General features: G+C 34.8%; 15 protein-coding genes. 4 read left to right on the top strand and 11 right to left on the bottom strand.

Features of this window, described 5'->3' with window-relative positions; genetic code table 11:
* Positions 1-21 precede the first annotated feature (21 nt).
* The 3 genes from HVS_RS12610 to HVS_RS12620 form a co-directional block, all read right to left on the bottom strand.
* Positions 22-1347, bottom strand: a complete 1326-nt coding sequence (locus tag HVS_RS12610) for a hypothetical protein (protein WP_101302913.1) — start codon at positions 1345-1347, stop codon at positions 22-24.
* Positions 1348-1367: 20 nt separating this feature from the next.
* Positions 1368-2516 (bottom strand): metallophosphoesterase, encoded by a 1149-nt coding sequence (locus tag HVS_RS12615; RefSeq protein WP_101302915.1) that lies wholly within the window; start codon positions 2514-2516, stop codon positions 1368-1370.
* Positions 2517-2594: 78 nt separating this feature from the next.
* Entirely contained in the window at positions 2595-3224 is a 630-nt protein-coding gene (locus tag HVS_RS12620) for a hypothetical protein (RefSeq protein WP_101302917.1), read from the bottom strand.
* Between the two features lie 256 nt (positions 3225-3480).
* On the opposite strand from HVS_RS12620, the gene HVS_RS12625 reads away from it, so the two are divergent.
* Positions 3481-4191 carry a glycerophosphodiester phosphodiesterase family protein gene (locus tag HVS_RS12625; protein ID WP_101302919.1) on the top strand — a complete coding sequence of 237 codons (711 nt, stop codon included), beginning with the start codon at positions 3481-3483 and terminating at the stop codon, positions 4189-4191.
* Between the two features lie 200 nt (positions 4192-4391).
* Here the strand turns inward: HVS_RS12625 and HVS_RS12630 are convergent, their stop codons facing one another.
* The 7 genes from HVS_RS12630 to fusA form a co-directional block, all read right to left on the bottom strand.
* The gene (locus HVS_RS12630; RefSeq protein WP_101302921.1) at positions 4392-6836 is read right to left on the bottom strand and encodes an ATP-dependent Clp protease ATP-binding subunit; all 2445 of its coding nucleotides are present in this window, start codon (positions 6834-6836) and stop codon (positions 4392-4394) included.
* 23 nt (positions 6837-6859) lie between these two features.
* Positions 6860-7888, bottom strand: coding sequence for a protein arginine kinase (locus HVS_RS12635; RefSeq protein ID WP_101302923.1), 1029 nt, complete (start codon positions 7886-7888; stop codon positions 6860-6862).
* Between the two features lie 74 nt (positions 7889-7962).
* The gene (locus HVS_RS12640) at positions 7963-8475 is read right to left on the bottom strand and encodes a UvrB/UvrC motif-containing protein (protein ID WP_101302925.1); all 513 of its coding nucleotides are present in this window, start codon (positions 8473-8475) and stop codon (positions 7963-7965) included.
* A gap of 34 nt (positions 8476-8509) precedes the next feature.
* Complete coding sequence (locus HVS_RS12645) at positions 8510-8971, bottom strand: CtsR family transcriptional regulator (protein WP_101302927.1); 462 nt, start codon at positions 8969-8971, stop codon at positions 8510-8512.
* Positions 8972-9151: 180 nt separating this feature from the next.
* On the bottom strand, positions 9152-9331 hold the full coding sequence (locus HVS_RS12650; RefSeq protein WP_101302929.1) for a hypothetical protein: 180 nt from the start codon (positions 9329-9331) through the stop codon (positions 9152-9154).
* Between the two features lie 52 nt (positions 9332-9383).
* Positions 9384-10112, bottom strand: coding sequence for a heparan-alpha-glucosaminide N-acetyltransferase (locus HVS_RS12655; RefSeq protein WP_101304284.1), 729 nt, complete (start codon positions 10110-10112; stop codon positions 9384-9386).
* 96 nt (positions 10113-10208) lie between these two features.
* Complete coding sequence (fusA, locus tag HVS_RS12660; RefSeq protein ID WP_101302932.1) at positions 10209-12290, bottom strand: elongation factor G; 2082 nt, start codon at positions 12288-12290, stop codon at positions 10209-10211.
* A 371-nt stretch (positions 12291-12661) separates the two neighbouring features.
* Between fusA and aroF the strand changes: the two genes are divergently transcribed.
* The 3 genes from aroF to aroA all read left to right on the top strand — a co-directional run bounded on the left by aroF (position 12662) and on the right by aroA (position 16180).
* The gene (gene aroF / locus HVS_RS12665; RefSeq protein ID WP_101302934.1) at positions 12662-13687 is read left to right on the top strand and encodes a 3-deoxy-7-phosphoheptulonate synthase; all 1026 of its coding nucleotides are present in this window, start codon (positions 12662-12664) and stop codon (positions 13685-13687) included.
* Entirely contained in the window at positions 13677-14774 is a 1098-nt protein-coding gene (locus tag HVS_RS12670; protein ID WP_101302936.1) for a prephenate dehydrogenase, read from the top strand. The genes aroF and HVS_RS12670 overlap by 11 nt, the downstream gene beginning before the upstream one ends.
* A 131-nt stretch (positions 14775-14905) precedes the next feature.
* Positions 14906-16180 carry a 3-phosphoshikimate 1-carboxyvinyltransferase gene (gene aroA / locus HVS_RS12675; protein ID WP_101302938.1) on the top strand — a complete coding sequence of 425 codons (1275 nt, stop codon included), beginning with the start codon at positions 14906-14908 and terminating at the stop codon, positions 16178-16180.
* 117 nt (positions 16181-16297) lie between these two features.
* On the opposite strand, the gene HVS_RS12680 is transcribed toward aroA, so the two are convergent.
* On the bottom strand, positions 16298-16960 hold the full coding sequence (locus tag HVS_RS12680) for a redox-sensing transcriptional repressor Rex (RefSeq protein WP_101302940.1): 663 nt from the start codon (positions 16958-16960) through the stop codon (positions 16298-16300).
* Between the last annotated feature and the right edge of the window lie 60 nt (positions 16961-17020).

The raw sequence follows: 17020 nt of genomic DNA on the forward strand, positions 1-17020 counted from the left end.
GTGGAAAATTCAGTATAACACTTAAAGCTTTAACATTAAAAATTCTCTTAACTCCGTTACATCTTCCTTTCTCATGGTGCCTAAACCTTCCCTTTTGTTCAGCAAATATAAAAACAACCTGTACTTATTCCCTTTAGGTATATAATCAATATTTCTCAATATATGTAATGGATATTTCCCTTTTACAGCTTTATTGCTCATTTCCAATATTACCTCTTTATTTTCGGCATCAATTATAATTTTTGATATATATTTATAGGAAACAAGCTGAAAGGCTATTACTAATAACAGAAAAATCCACGCAATATTATATGCTTCAAAATTTTCTTTAATAGTAAAACTGTCTAATGAGTCATCCGCCAAAAACGATTTTGCTGAATTTAAACTTTCTTCACCGAACTTGCTTGTAATATATTCATAATTATCGCATACAATCACAAAATATGAACTATCTGAATCTGAAACAAATTTTACATCTTTTATGCCTTTTAAAAAAATTCTCTCTGTTTCATATTCTTCCTTCCCCAAAAAATTACTTATTACTTCTCCGTCAATACTGCCATCTATGTTTCTCTCCATATGAATGGTTTCCAATACAAAAATGTGTTTTGCAAAGAGTATGGTAAAAACTATTATTATAATAAATACAATTTTATCTGTTATACCTCTGTTCATTTTTAAAACAACAGTGTCCCCTTCCCTTATTAACCTTATTTTTCTGTTAAATGACATTCTTGAAATTTTATTGTGCTTTCGAAAATAGTTTTCAAATGACCGGGTTTCTTCACAATAACCGTCCGTTAATTCTTCTTTACAATGGTTTTTTAAGCAATCCTTTAATAGAACATCTTGTTTTTCCACTGCTAAATCCGATTTTTCCACTAGCATTATTATATCATCAGCCAGTTTATTAATTTCCGCTCCAGATCCGGACATTGCAATAGATATACTTTTTTGATTCAGCTCAATAGATAATATATACTCTATTTCATCATCACTGTCTTCATCACATAAAGTTTTCTCAATTTTAAGCTTTGTCATTTCATAAAAGGAATATGTTTCATAAAAGGACTTTAACAAATTGGTTTTTTGTATGCTGATTGTCTGGTTTGATTTATCAAAAATACATTTTTTATTTTCTTTATGTAAGAGAAAAAACAAAAACCCACAAAGAAAAATTAATAGGAATAAGGAATTTATGCTTATTAAATCATCTTTAATCTGCCTAAAAGAAGTATATGCTATCGCCAGTAATATTACCAGTAAAATAATTCTTACCCCGCCAATTGAAGGATATTCAATTACTATCTTGTCCTCCTGACTGTTTACTTTAAAATTATTCAGCAAAAGGTTTAACCCCCCGGAATTTAGTGCAATAATATGCTTACAATTTCATTATTGGTACCCACACGCATTGGCGGTCCCCAGGTGGACACACCTGAAGTTACTATAAAATGCGGGCTGCTGGCATCCTCCTGGTAATGGCCGTAGTCCACGGTAAATATGGCATTTGTTATAAAGTTAAAGGGAAACAACTGACCTTTGTGAGTGTGCCCGGACAGCACCAAATCAATCTCCCTGCCATACTGCTGTATGTTTGAAGGAGTGTGATCTATAACTATAACGGGCATATTTGTATCCACTGAAGCTAGTATATCAGAAATATTGCTTTTTCTCTTTAAGCCACCATAGCCTCCAATTGGTGACGGATCCAGCCTTCCCACCAAAACCATCCGGTCATCAATAACCACATATTCATCATTAAGAAGCTTTACATTGCTCTTTTCAAGAAATTCCATCATTTTGTCAAGGGTTTTACCTGCATCATGATTGCCTAAAACTGCATAAACACCATATGTAGCTTCTATACTTCTTAAAAACTCCTCTGCTCTTTCCGGATTGCGTATAAGATTATAATTATCATTAAAAATATCCCCTGCTATACATACAATATCAGGTTTTAAACTATTGATACCATGGACTATATCATGAAGGAGCTTTTCAGATTTTATACTTCCTAAATGCAAGTCGCTTATCAGGACTATTTTAAATTCTCCTTCAAATGAAGTTTTTTCTATTTGGATATTATAGGAAGTGTGCTTAATCTGACCTGCATTATATATACCATAACCCACCACCCCGGCTGTCAATAAAATTACTGCTATACTTCTGTAAAAGGCAATATTCTCCGGTGTGGGAGCCGTAATTATTTTTAATAACTTTCCTAAAAATAAAACTAAATCAGACAAAAGAAAAAATAATAAGAGGTAAACAAATACACCCATCCAATGGTAGCTTACCCAGCTTATTATTCTTTTGGTTTCTAAAGGCATTGGTAAAGTGGCAATAAAGACAGATAGGGCTATTAATGCAAACACTATTGTGTAGATTTTTACATTTATATTTCTGGAAAAATAACTAAGCCCTTGGTATATCTTTTTCCCTACATAATAATTTGCCCCTCCGTAAAGAGAAAACACAAATATGATAAAGAAAACAATCCCTAACCGCTTCATTTAATACCCTCTTAGATGTTTAGCCAACTTTCCTGCGTATATAATTTGTACACTATAAATACACAATTGATTTTAAAATTAATTTTTGATAGAAGACTTATAACCTATATAAATAGCTAAAATATAAAATAATATGTCTATTAAACCAGATGCTTTAAATACAATACTTATTGCTTCCGAAAAGGGCAAATCTCCAATAGCATCGAAAAAACTCATTGCAAAAATTTTGGCAAAATAGGCGTATACATAAATTAAATTTCCTAAAAAACAGCTGAACGTAGATAGAAGTGCACCTAAAATTCCAAATTTGCTGCTTTTGCCCTTCCCTAAAACCTTAATACTTGACCCGACTAAGAAACCTACTCCTATTGCCATTATACCAAATTGGTAATCTGTCAGATATGTTATAGCAGCCCACAATAAAGAACATATAAATGCCACTACCGACCCGCCAACAATTGCTAAGAAAAAGTTGGAATTTTCGTCTGCATAAGGATTTGCCGTGGCATAAGGATTGGCTGCTTGATTACTACTTAACTCATTCATCAACTGGACTTCTTCATTATTGTACTGATAATTTCCACTATTGTAATTATCACTGTTGTAATTTCCACTGTTGTAATTTCCACTGTTGTAATTTCCACCGTTGTAATTTCCACTGTTATAATTTCCATTATTATAATTGTTAGAATTATTATGATTATTCATGACAACTCTCCTAAATTTTTTTCATAATTTGATTTTACCATATTTTTTTGTAGTTAACAAGAAAAAATGTGCATTTATTGTCAAGATTTTATTCAATCCGGCTTTTTTGTAAAATTAAAATCATGTCTCTTAAGAAAGGTCTATTGCCTTTTGGTTGATATTTCTCTATAATTTAATTAATATTTAAATAAATAGTTGAATAATGCAATATTTAAATAAATCTTTAGAAGAGATTTAGTTAAGAAAGGGTATTGGAATGTTTTTTAAAAGTTTAAATAAATTTATTATATTGGCTTTGTTTTTAGGTGTTGTAGCACTTTCAATTGGTGTGTACTCAAATAAAAAAGAAATCGGAAATGAAAAAATACCTTTAGACAGGCTCATTGCCCATGCGGGAGGGGAAATTTACGGTATAAGGATTACCAATTCAATGCAGGCTCTTGATAATTCATATGAAAAGGGTTTCAGGTTTTTTGAATTGGATTTTGAATGGACTTCAGACGGTATTCCTGTAATACTCCATGATTGGGGAAATGCAAACTGGTTTTTTAACATAAAATATTCAACTGAAGCACACACTTATGAAAAGTTTAAAAGTCTAAAGCCTATATTGGGATTAAAGATAATGGATCTAAATGATCTCTCTGACTGGCTAAAAAAACATAAAGACGCCTACATAATCACCGATGTAAAGAGTGAAAATATAAAACTTTTGCAGCTTTTAAAAGATAATTATCCTGATATAAAAAATCAGATTATACCGCAAATACATTCTTTTGATGAATATGATAAAGTAAAAAATCTTGGCTATTCCAATATAATATTGACTCTTTATAAATTGGAAGCAACGGATGAAGAAATACTAAAGTTTTGCAAAGATACTGATTTGCTTGCAGTTACAATGTATGAATCAAAATGTATGAATCAAAAGGTTTTACGGATTTACCAAAAAGACTTTCGGAAATAGGAATTAAATCATATGTCCATACAATAAACGATTACAATGTATATGTAAAACTCAGGGATAATGGTGTATTTGGCGTTTATACCGACTATTTCCAGCCAAATAACTGGGTTGAATAAGTCTTAAGATCCGGTAAGGACATTTGGTAAGGACATTTAAAGAGGGGCTTTACTTTACTAAAAGTGCCCCTCTTTTTGTATTTTTTACTTATTTAAACTTAAACTCTTTTTTACAACCAGCTCATCTCCATCTCTTTCTACCACTACCCTATCACCTGCTTTTACCCTGCCTTCCAACATTTCTTCAGCAAGTTTGTCTTCAACCATGCTCTGTATAGCCCTTCTTAAAGGCCTTGCACCAAATACCTGATCAAATCCTTCTTTTGCCAAAAGCGCTTTTGCCTCTTCTGTTATTTCTATTTCTATACCATTATCTTTAAGCCTTTTTGAAAGAAACCCAACCATAATATCAACTATCTTTATTAAATGTTCTTCCTCTAATGGATGGAACACTATAATTTCATCAACCCTGTTTAAAAACTCAGGTCTGAAAGTCTTTTTAAGTTCTCCCATAACGTTGTCTTTCATGTCTTTATAGTCCCTTGCCTTGTCCTCACCTACACCAAAACCAAGGCGTTTAGGTTCGGTAATAAGTCTTGCTCCCACATTTGAAGTCATTATTATAACTGTGTTTCTAAAGTCTACAACTCTTCCCTGGGAGTCGGTGAGCCTTCCATCTTCAAGTATTTGCAGCAATATATTAAATACGTCAGGATGGGCTTTTTCGATTTCATCAAAGAGTACAACTGAATATGGAGTTCTTCTAACCTTTTCAGTAAGTTGTCCACCTTCTTCATAGCCCACATATCCCGGTGGTGAACCAATAAGTCTTGAAACACTGTGTTTTTCCATATATTCAGACATATCTATTCTTATCATTGCTTTTTCATCTGCAAAAAGAACTTCCGCCAGAGCCTTGCTAAGCTCGGTTTTTCCTACCCCTGTAGGTCCTAAGAATATGAAAGAACCAACCGGTCTTTTAGGGTCTTTAAGCCCTACACGTCCTCTTCTGATGGCCTTTGAAAGAGCTTTTACCGCTTCATCCTGACCTACCACTCTCTTATGAAGCTCTTCCTCCATATTCATAAGTCTTTCAGTTTCTTCTTCTGCAAGCCTTTTAACCGGAATACCGGTCCAATCCGCTACCACTCCTGCAATTTCATCTGCATCCACAATATCTGTTGTAGTCTGGTTTTTTTGCTTCCAGCTGTTTTTTACCCTTTCCAGCTCATCCTTTATTTTTTGCTCTTCATCACGTATTTTTGCAGCTTTCTCAAATTCCTGGGAAACTATAGCGTCTTCTTTTTCTTTTTTAAGTCTTTCAGCCTTTTCCTCCAATTCTTTTAAATCCGGAGGTGCTGTAAATGACCTTAGCCTAACCCTTGAGCCTGCTTCATCAATAAGGTCGATTGCTTTGTCCGGCAAAAACCTGTCTGTTATATACCTGTCAGACAAATTAACGGCTGCTACAAGGGCTTCATCTGTGATTTTTACCCTGTGATGGGCTTCATACTGATCCCTTAAACCTTTCAGTATAACAATGGCTTCTTCCTTTGTAGGTTCTTCTACAACAATAGGTTGAAATCTCCTTTCTAAAGCTGCATCCTGCTCTACATGCTTTCTATACTCATCAAAGGTGGTTGCACCTATAACTTGTATTTCACCTCTTGCCAAAGAAGGCTTTAAAATATTAGATGCATCAATTGCCCCTTCAGCTGCTCCTGCCCCTATGATGGTGTGCATTTCATCAATAAAGAGAATTACATTTCCTGACTTTTTTATTTCTTCAATGGCTTTTTTCAGCCTCTCTTCAAACTCACCCCTGTACTTTGCACCTGCAACCATAGAAGATAAATCCAGTGTTACAACCCTTTTGTCCTTTAGGGTCTCAGGAATGTTGCCATCTACGATTTTTTGAGCTAATCCTTCTGCTATTGCAGTCTTACCAACACCTGGTTCCCCAATTAAGCAAGGGTTATTTTTTGTTCTCCTGCTGAGTATCTGGATAACTCTTTCAATTTCTTTTTCCCTTCCAACTACAGGATCAAATTTAGCTTCCCTTGCCATTTCCGTCAAGTCTCTTCCAAACTGGTCTAATACAGGCGTATTAGAATGCATTTTGCCGCTCTTTGGACCTCCCCCTGCACTTGGAGCTTCTTCGTTTAACATTTTGAGCATTTCATGAAAAAGTTTTTGAGGGTCTATGCCTAAATCCATCATTATCCTTACTGCAACACTTTCCCCTTCTTTTAAAATTCCAAGAAGTAAGTGTTCTGTTCCTATAAAATTATGACCTATTTTTCTTGCTTCCCTGAAACTTAATTCAAGAACTCTTTTTGTCCTGGGAGTAAGACCTAAAGGCTGTTCATTCATCTTCTCCCCTCTGCCTATAAGCTCTTCAATTTGCTTTAATACCTTATCTTCTGTCATGCCCTGGTTTTGCAGCACCCGGGCTGCTATACCGCTTCCTTCTTTAATAAGTCCGTATAGTAAATGCTCAGTTCCTACATAACTATGTCCTAATTCTGCTGCTATTTCCTGTGAATATTTCATTGCCTTTTCAGCTTTTTCTGTAAAACGTCCATACATATGTCAATCCTCCCATCTATGTTTTAGAATCTGTTTAGCTTTTCTCTAATTAGTTCTGCCCTTTTAATATCCCTTTCTGCTGCATGAAGCTGCTTTCCAACTAAGTATTGTAAATTTGCAGGTTGTATGCTTATAAGTATTTCATTAATGGTTCTTTTATCTATGTTAGTAATTATACCCATATCTACTCCCAGCCTTACATCAGAAAGGAGTTTAAAACTCTCTTCAGATGAAAGTATTCTGGCATTTGATAGTATCCCAAGGGATCTGAATATTTTATCTTCAAACCTGAAGGGGTTTTGGCTATGGAGCTCTTTTCTCAGCATTCTCTCCTGGGAAATAATCTGGTTTGCAATGTTTTTTATATTTGTAATTATTTCTTCTTCCGTCTGTCCTAAAGTAACCTGGTTGGATATTTGAAACATATTTCCCATGGCTTCAGAGTTTTCACCGTACATTCCCCTTACAGTTATCCCAAGTTTACCGCATACCTCAAGGACACCCCTTATATATCCTGTCATAGTAAGAGCCGGGAGGTGCAGCATTGCAGATGCCCTTATTCCAGTCCCGATATTTGTAGGACAGCTGGTTAGGTATCCAAGGTTTTCATCAAATGCAAAATCTGTACTTTCTTCAAAAATATTATCTATGTCATTGCACAAATTCCATGCACTATCCAGCTGCATTCCTGGAAAAAGGCACTGAATTCTTAAGTGATCTTCTTCATTTACCATTATACTCACTTTTTCATCGCTGCTAAGTATTACGCCGCTTTTCATCTGGCTGCCTGCCAACTCCGAGCTTATAAGATGCTTCTCAACAAGCATCTGCCTCTCTACAGGGCTTAGTTTTTGCATATCTATAAATTCAAACTTGTCTATGTTATTTTCTTTTTCAACCATAATTTCTTTTGCCCTTTTTTGTACCGCTTCCTCATCTTCTTCTTTCATTCTGAAAGGAAAAGGGAAATCTTTAAAATTCCGGGCAAGCCGAACCCTACTGCTTACTACTACATCTGATTCTGGTCCACTTTCTATATACCACCCTCTCACCGGTATTCCCTCCTAACTTTTAAAAAAAATTTTATTACTTCTAAAATACCAACTATAAATATTTTCCAAACAAACTATATTTCCAAATCTTTTTCCCTTGCTTCCATTTCTTTTATTTTGTCCCTTATTTCAGCTGCTTTCTCATACTCTTCATTCTTTATACAAACATTAAGCTGTTCTTTTAATTTTTTAATTTCCCTTGATACTTTTACCCTGCTGTAAATTTTCCCGGGTATTTTGCCATTATACTGGACATTCCCATGAAGCCTTTTCAATAATGGCATAATTTTTTCCCCATAAGCTTTGTAACAATCTGCACAGCCAACCTTTCCGGCTTTCTTAAAATCTTCATAGGTCATTTTACATGTATCACATGTGGCTTCGTGGGTATGGGGTGAAACAGAAGTCATGTACTGGACTCCCATAATACTTGAAAGAAAATCATTTATATTAAATGGAGGACTAATTTTAAACTTTCCTTCCTCTTTGGCACAATTCTCACAAAGGTATAAAACATGTTTATTGTTGTTTATTATCTGAGTAAACTGGATATTTGCAACTCTTTTTTGACATTTCTGGCATAGCATAAATTCTACTCCTTTCAAATGACCTTTAAAATCTCTATGTTAAAATACATACCAGCATATTTTTTAAAATATTTGCCCTTAAATTCCCCCTTTGACTTACAGGAACGCTGGATAAAACTTTATCACTGGTTGCCGCCTTGAACATCAACGCTTCCTTTTCTGATATTATGTCATAATCAACAAAATTATTAATAAAAGCATAGGCAGTCTGCTGGGAAATACTATCCCCCATGGATGCAACAGCATGCATAAGGTAATTCTTGTCTTTATGCTTTATTCTCACCCTTCTTATTCTTATATGTCCTCCCCCACCTCTCCTGCTCTCCACATAGTAGCCCTTATCTGTTGTAAACCTTGTATCTATAACATAGTTAATCTGGGAAGGAACGCAGTTAAATTGGCTTGCAAGTTCATTTCTTTGTATTTCAATGTAGCCATCAGTATCGTCAATCAAATCTTTGATAAAAGCTTCTATTATATCGCTAAGTTTTGCCATACCCACCACCCTCTTTAGTTTATTGCGTTTATTTACTTTGACTATCTTTGACCTTAATATTATTATATTTTATTTTTTAAAATATTTCAAGGGAAAAAAGGTTAAAACCCCCTTTAAAAAATAACTTAATTAGTTTTCTTATAAAACAAATTAATTAATAAGATAAATTTTATTCATAAATTAGTTTTGCTTTTTATTTGTTTCACTCTTATTCTTAGTTACTTCTGCTAAATAACGAGCTTTTTCCCTCTGCTTTTCAGGAGCAATCCATTGGTGAAAAGATGATATAAATTCCCCATACCGGGTTGTATCTTCTATTCTTTCGTCCTTAATATTATTTTTATTGTTTTTATTTGCCATGGTGAAAAATTCTCCTTTTTTAATATAAGCTTCTTTTTTTTAAACTTCAATTTTATTTTTTCAAAAAAGACAAAATAGTATTCTGCCATTTTTTCAATTGGAAAATCAAAGACATTATTGCCAAAATAACTGGTTGGTGTACAAGATATACTAAAAGGGAGTGCCTTCCTATAAGATTTATAAAATTATCTTTCACTTGAAAGGAAAAAATACTTTTCTTTTCCCTGTATACTGTTTTGCCTAGCAAAATCCCTGCTACAAAGAATAAAGACCAGGGAAGAAGGGGGTAATAATCCAGTGAAGTGAAATTTTTGTTTCTAAGACCAAACATACAAAGATAATTATTATTAACTTTTATATCAGAAATTAAAACACTTATTAAAAGAATTAAAGCCATAAGGACAAAAAGCCAGCCTTTATTAAGTTTTTTTAATACAGGTGAAATCAGCATGCAAATTGACAGCATATGCAAAATACCAAATACAATGTATTCTTCACTGTTAAATAAATATGTAGCCAAAGTAATGGCAATTGCAGCGAAAAAAATTATAAGACCCCGCCTGAAACTACTCCGGCTAAAAAATGTGCATATTCCGGAAATTAAAATAAAAAGAGATGCAACTATATTTCTCAGTACATTTATAACGCCATGGGAATAGTTTATAGGTATATTATAAAAGTAATCTAAATTAAAAAATATATGAAATATAATCATCAGTATTATAAGTATGCCCCTTGCCATATCTATTTCCCAAATACGGTTATTACTTGTCTTTCTCATAGCCCTCTCCATAATAAAATTAATAAATAAATTAAGTGAAGCCCAAGTTAGCAAAATAACCTGGGCCCCCTTTAAACATAAACAAATCAAAAAGTACTAGTTACCTTCTCCGCTTTCCTGCTTAGCTTTTTCAATTATCTTTTCACTTACATTTGGAGGTGCTTCTTCATATCTTTCAAACCAGAGTTTAAATTTTCCTCTTCCCTGGGTCATTGATGTTAAGTCTGTAGCATATTTAAACATTTCTGCTTGTGGAACTTCTGCTTCAACCTTCTGTATACCATTTTCCATAGGGGTCATTCCAAGTACTCTTCCCCTTCTCTTATTTAAATCACCTATTATTTCACCCATGTAGCTCTCCGGAATGTAAACTTCAACATGCATTATAGGCTCTAATAAAACCGGTGAAGCCTCAGGAAGACCTTTTTTGTATGCAAGGCTTGCTGCCATCTTAAAAGCCATTTCAGAAGAGTCAACTGAGTGATAAGATCCGTCAACCAGTGTTGCTTTTAAGTTAACTACAGGATAGCCTGCCAATACACCTTTTTTAATACATTCCTGAAGTCCCTTTTCAACTGCAGGGAAGTATTGTTTTGGAACTGCACCGCCGAAAATCTTTTCTTCAAAAGTCAATTCTTCTGTTTCTCCAGGCTCAAATTCAATCCAAACATGTCCATACTGACCATGACCACCGGTTTGCTTCTTGTGCTTTCCTTCTACTTTTACTTTCTTTCTGATGGTTTCCCTGTATGGAACTTTTGGCTCAGTAAGTTCAACTTCTACACCAAATTTTGTTTTTAACTTGCTTACCACAACATCCAAGTGAACTTCCCCTGTTCCTGAAACAAGCATCTGATTTGTCTCAGTGTTTGTTTCCACCTTAAATGTCGGGTCTTCATCCTGAAGCCTGCTAAGACCGCTTCCTATTTTCTCCTCGTCACCTTTCGCCTTAGGCTGTATTGCCATGGACAGAACAGGCTCAGGGAAAACTATTTTTTCCAATTCCACTGCATTGGACTGAGTGCAGAGAGTATCGTTTGTATTTACATTTTGAAGCTTTGCAACTGCACCTATATCCCCTGCCACCAGCTGATCTACCTGTATATGCTTTTTACCTCTTAGTACAAACAGCTGGGATATTTTTTCGTTTTTGCCGGTTGTGCTATTATATACTGAAGAATCTGATTTTAAAGTTCCTGAATATACTCTGATCATTGATATTTTTCCAACAAACGGGTCTGCAATTGTTTTAAATACTAAAGCTGAAAGAGGAGCATCCTTTGATATTTCCAGTTCGCACTCTTCGTCAGAATCTTTCTTTTTAGCTTTTACAACTTTTGAGACTGATGGATCTGGCAGTAAATCGATAATTGAGTCCATTAAACTTTTAACTCCCATATTGTTAACTGCACTTCCTACAAACACTGGAGTTATAAATCCGTTTTCTATTCCCGCCTTAAGACCTTTACTTATTTCATCCGCAGTAAACTCCTGACCGTCAAAGAACTTCTCCATAAGTTCTTCATCTGTCTCTGCAACAGCTTCGTTTAATGTATTTCTGGCTTCCTCAACTTTATCTTTTAAATCAGAAGGGATTTCAATTTCTTCTGACTTGTCTTTTCCAAATTTATAAGCTTTCATGCTAACAACATTAACAGAACCTGTGAATTTGCCGCCTTCTATTATTGGAAGTTCCGCTGCAATAACGCTATTTCCGAAAGTATCTCTAAGCTGATTAAAAACTTTATCAAAGTCTGCATTTTCCTCATCCATTTTATTTATAAAAAACATTCTTGGAATCTTTCTTTCTTCCGCATATTCCCAAGCTTTTTCAGTACCAACTTCAACACCGCTCTTTGCTGAAACAATTATTAACGCACCATCAGAAACTCTGGTCCCCTGTTTTACTTCTCCGACAAAATCAAAATAACCAGGAACATCAATGATATTAATTTTATGATTTTTCCACTCGCACGGGCATATAGACAGGAATAATGAGGTTTTTCTTTTAATTTCTTCTGGATCATAGTCAGAGGTGGTTGTGCCATCATCGACCTTTCCAAAACGCTCTAGGACTCCCGTATTAAAGAGCATGGCTTCTGCAAGAGTTGTCTTCCCATGTCCGCTGTGGGATAAGAGACAAACATTGCGTATTTTTCCAGTGTTTAGGTCTTTCATAATAATTCCCCCTTATATATTTTATTGAACTTTTCAAAAGCCAGTTGAACTTTTCAAAAGCTCTTTGTTGGTTTGCATTTTTAAGGAGTTGTGCCACATACTTATTTTATATTCAACTAATAATTAAAATTCCCTCTTTTATTAATGTAAATTCATCAATTATTAATGAAAATTCATCAAAAAAATAAAATTATCCCGTTCTTTGAATTGTAACACATATGTTAAAAATCGTAAATAGTTTTTTCTTCCTCTCCCCGCCCCATTGTTACATATTTCTGTTGACATTTTAGATTTATCATTGTACATTAAGAATAAGTTTTAGTATGTTAAGAATATTTTAATATTTTAATAATAAAAGGAAGGTAGCATTTATGGTTATTGTAATGAGACCTGATTCAAAAGAAAGCGAAATACAAGAAGTAGCGAAAGTAGTAAGTTCATTAGGACTGGGAGTGCATATTTCCCAAGGTACTGAACGTACCATCATAGGCATTATTGGTGACAAAAGGAAACTTGGCGATGTTCCTTTAGAATTAATGTCAGGGGTAGAAAAGCTTGTTCACATAGCAGAATCATATAAACTTTCAAGTAAAACATTCAAACCAAATCCAAGTGTAATTGATGTAAATGGTGTTAAAATTGGAGGAAAAGAGCTGGCTATAATGGCAGGTCCCTGCGCTGTGGAAAGCCGGGAACAAATACTGGAAGCTGCCAAAGCAGTTAAAAAGGCAGGAGCCCAGTTTTTAAGGGGCGGGGCTTTTAAACCCAGAACATCCCCCTACTCATTTCAAGGTTTGGAAGAGGAAGGCCTTAAACTTCTTAAAGAGGCAAAGGAAGCTACCGGACTTCTTATAGTTTCAGAGGTTACAAGCGAAAGGGCTGTTGAAATTGCCTCTAAATATGTGGATATGTTTCAAATAGGAGCAAGGAATGTCCAGAATTTTCAGCTTTTGCGTGAAGTCGGCCGCTCAAAAAAGCCTGTTCTATTTAAAAGAGGGGTTGCTACAACTATAAATGAGTGGTTAAATGCTGCAGAATACATAATGAGTGAAGGTAACTACAATGTAGTACTGTGTGAAAGGGGTATCCGCACCTTTGAAACTGCTACAAGAAATACATTGGATATAAGTGCCATACCTGTTGTCAAGAGTTTAAGCCATCTGCCAATAATAGTGGATCCAAGCCATGCTGCCGGAAAATCAATTTACATATCTGCTCTTTCAAAAGCTGCTATAGCTGCCGGAGCAGATGGCCTGATAGTTGAAGTTCACCCCCAGCCTAAAATGGCACTTTCAGATGCTGCACAGCAGTTGCCTCCGGATGAGTTTAGCCGCCTGTGCAAAGATATAGAAGATATAGCCAAAATAATAGGAAGAGAATTTAAATATGGTGGATAAAAAAATCTCTGTTATAGGTCTTGGACTTATCGGGGGTTCAATTGTAAAGGCCTTGAAGGAGCAGATGAATATAACCAATATAGCAGCAGTGGACAACAATACAGAGTCACTAAACCAGGCTCTTGAGGAAGGATATATAGTAAAAGGTTTTTCAAAACTTGATGAATATATATTTGACTCAGACATTATTTTCATATGTACACCTGTTAGCATTACAATTTCATATATAAAAGAACTTAAAGATAATGTTAAAGATAACTGTATAATAACCGATACTTCAAGTACAAAAGGCAGAATTATAGATTATGTCAACTCACTGGATAATCCCCCCTGCTTCATTGGCGGTCATCCAATGACAGGGACAGAAAAAACGGGCTTTAAATCAAGTTATGCCCACCTTTTTGAAAATGCTTACTATATACTTTCGCACACTAAAAGCTCTGCAGACAGCCATATGGATACTTTATGCAAAATTATTAAAGGAATAGGGGCAATACCGTTAATACTGGACGCCCAATTACATGATGAAATAACTGCTACAATAAGCCATGTACCCCATGTAATAGCTTCTGCTCTTGTAAATTTAGTAAAAAATTCTGATTCAGAGGATAAAAAAATGCAGACTCTTGCAGCAGGTGGATTTAAAGATATAACACGGATAGCATCTTCCAGTCCTCAAATGTGGGAAAATATAGTTTTGAGTAATTCAGAAAAGATTAAAAAAACAATATCTGATTTTATAGAAACATTAAAGAGTTTTATGGAATATATTGATACTAATGATTCCAAAAGTATTTACAATTTTTTTGAATCTGCAAAGGCTTACAGGGACTCCTTTTCAGATAATCAAAAAGGTTTAATCCAGCCTTTACATGAATTGGTGGTAGACGTAGTAGACAAACCTGGTATAATTGGTGATATAGCAACCTTACTAGGGCAAAACGGCATTAACATTAAAAACATAAATGTATCAAACAGCAGGGAATTTGAACAAGGGTGTCTAAGAATTACATTACCTGATTCCGATAGCGTGGACATATCTTATAACCTGCTCACTGACAAAGGTTATAAAGTATTTAAAATATGAGTTTTTTTGGAAATTAAACTTATATTTTAAATACCCGATAAAATTCACGAGGAGCTTTATAAGTTGTTTATATAACCAACTTTTAACTATATTCTGGTTTTTATATACTCAAGGAATGGGGGAATTTAAAAGTGTTAGTTGAGAAAAGAGATTCATTAAAAGGCGAAATAACGGTACCGGGCGACAAGTCTATTTCACACAGGGCCATTCTCTTTGCTTCTTTAGCAAAGGGGACCACTGAAATTGACGGTCTTTTAATGAATGAAGATTGCCTTTACACAATTAATGCATTCAGAAAAATGCAAGTAAAAATTGAAATATTGCCGGATAATAAGGTAAGGATTCACGGGAACGGACTTTATAGTTTAAAACCTCCCACTACAGTTTTAAATTCCGGTACATCCGGAACAGCCCTGCGCTTACTTTTAGGAGTTTTAGCAGGTCAGCCTTTTAACTCAGTACTCACCAGGGACGATTATGCTCTAAGAAAACCTGTAGGTAAAGTTGTAACACATTTAAGACAAATGGGGGCAAATATTGACGGAAGGGACTCCGGAAACTTGTGTCCTCTCAGAATAACGCCTGCCAAGCTAAAAGGAGTAACTTGTAATCTGTCTATTTTTGACACTTATATCAAATCCCCTATGCTGATTGCCGGGCTCTATGCAGAGGGGGAAACAAAAGTTATTGAAAAAATCAAGTCAAGGGATCATTCTGAATTAATGCTGAACCATTTGGGAGCAGATTTAAAAATTGACGGTTTGGAAGTAACCTCTAAAAGAATTGAAAACCTCTATGCCAACGATATTAAAGTACCGGGAGACATCTCAACTGCTGCTTATTTCATAACGGCAGCCCTATTAGTACCTAATTCCGATGTTACAATTAAAAACGTAGGGATAAATCCTACAAGAACAGGAATACTTGATGTATATAAATCAATGGGTGCAAAAATAGAAATCTTAAACGAAAGAACGGTAAATAACGAAAAGGTAGCAGATATAAGGGCTACATCCTCTTCCCTAAAAGCAACGGAAATAAAGGGTGCCCTGATACCAAGGCTTCTTGATGAAATACCTATTATTGCTGTTGCAGCTACAATGGCAAAGGGTACCACGGTATTTAAGGATCTAAATGGTTTTAAAATAAAAGAATCCAACCGTTTAAAATATATAGTACAGGAACTTTCAAAACTTGGGGCATCCATCAGGGAAACTGAGGACGGAATGATAGTAGAAGGCGGCAAGGAGCTTAAGGGTGCCATTGTAGAAGGTTATAATGATGCGGCAATTACAATGTCCCTTTGTGTTGCAGGTCTTATAGCAGAAAATGAAACTATGATAAGGAAAACACAAATTTTAGATATAGCTTATCCTGAATTTATTACTGTATTAAATAAATTATAATAAAACATTACTATAACCATAATAAAATATCACTATAACAAAATAACTTAATAAAATGAGAAATCAGATTAGAAATTTAAATACAGCTTAAAAGGGGCTTTACTGCCCCTTTTATTATTATTTTTTTGCTTCTGCCAAGGCATCTTTTCTTAATTTTTCTTTAAGCCTGTAGCCTAGTACCATTAAACTGTCGCTTAAATGAACATTTTCAATAATGACATCGTGACTAATCTTTAAATCCATAGGTGAAAAATTCCAAAGTCCCTTTACTCCCAGGCTGGCTACTTTTTCTGCTACAGAAGGAGTTTTTTCATAAGGTACACAGAGCATAGCAATATCAATTCTTTTATTTTTAATAAACTCTTCAAATTCGTCAAAGTGCAGTACCTTTTTCCCATTTATCTCTTTGCCCACTAAGTCAGGATTTACATCAAATATTCCTATTATGTTAAAGCCCCTCTTTTCAAAATTTGAATAATTGGCAAGAGCCTGTCCCATATTGCCTGCTCCAAGAATAACCACATTGAACTTATCATTAACTCCCAGAATGTTTCCGATTTCGTTGAACAAAGATTCCACATTATATCCATAGCCCTGCTGCCCAAACCCGCCAAAACAATTTAAATCCTGGCGTATTTGAGATGCAGTTATCCCCATACGCTGACTTAACTCCTTTGAAGATATTTTTGATATGTCCATTTTTAGCAGGTCTGACAAGTAGCGGTAATATCTTGGCAAACGCCTTATTACAGCCATGGATATTTTTTTATTTCCACTCATTTACTTCACCTCTTGCAAATACTGGTGGAACCGTATCATAGCGCAAAACTATAATTATGC

It is taken from the genome of Acetivibrio saccincola, from assembly GCF_002844395.1.
Classification (GTDB): Bacteria; Bacillota; Clostridia; order Acetivibrionales; family Acetivibrionaceae; genus Herbivorax; species Herbivorax saccincola.